The 245-nt window shown below is 66.5% G+C and carries 1 pseudogene; it reads right to left on the reverse strand.

Features of this window, described 5'->3' with window-relative positions:
- A pseudogene (locus tag IBT54_RS24995) lies at positions 1–245 on the reverse strand (hypothetical protein); the annotation flags it as partial.

Here is a 245-nt window from a genome sequence, read left to right on the forward strand (position 1 = left end):
GGTTAATGGCAAGGTATGCGCGCCTGAGTGCCGCCTGAATCGCGTCCGTTTCTCTGCCAGCGCCTGCATCCGGCAGCCTGCCCGCCGCCTGCATCAGTATTTCAAGATCGCCCGCTGACAGGGTCACCAGCCGGCTGCGCTGTCCGGCGGCGTAGCGGATATTATCGGCCAGCTCGCGGAGGGTTTCGGCTCCCACGCCCGCCTCGTGCTGCGCATCCCTGTCCCACGTGGCGAGGTCACAGACG

Origin of the sequence: Pantoea sp. S62, from assembly GCF_016658625.1 — a bacterium.
Taxonomy (GTDB): domain Bacteria; phylum Pseudomonadota; class Gammaproteobacteria; order Enterobacterales; family Enterobacteriaceae; genus Pantoea; species Pantoea vagans.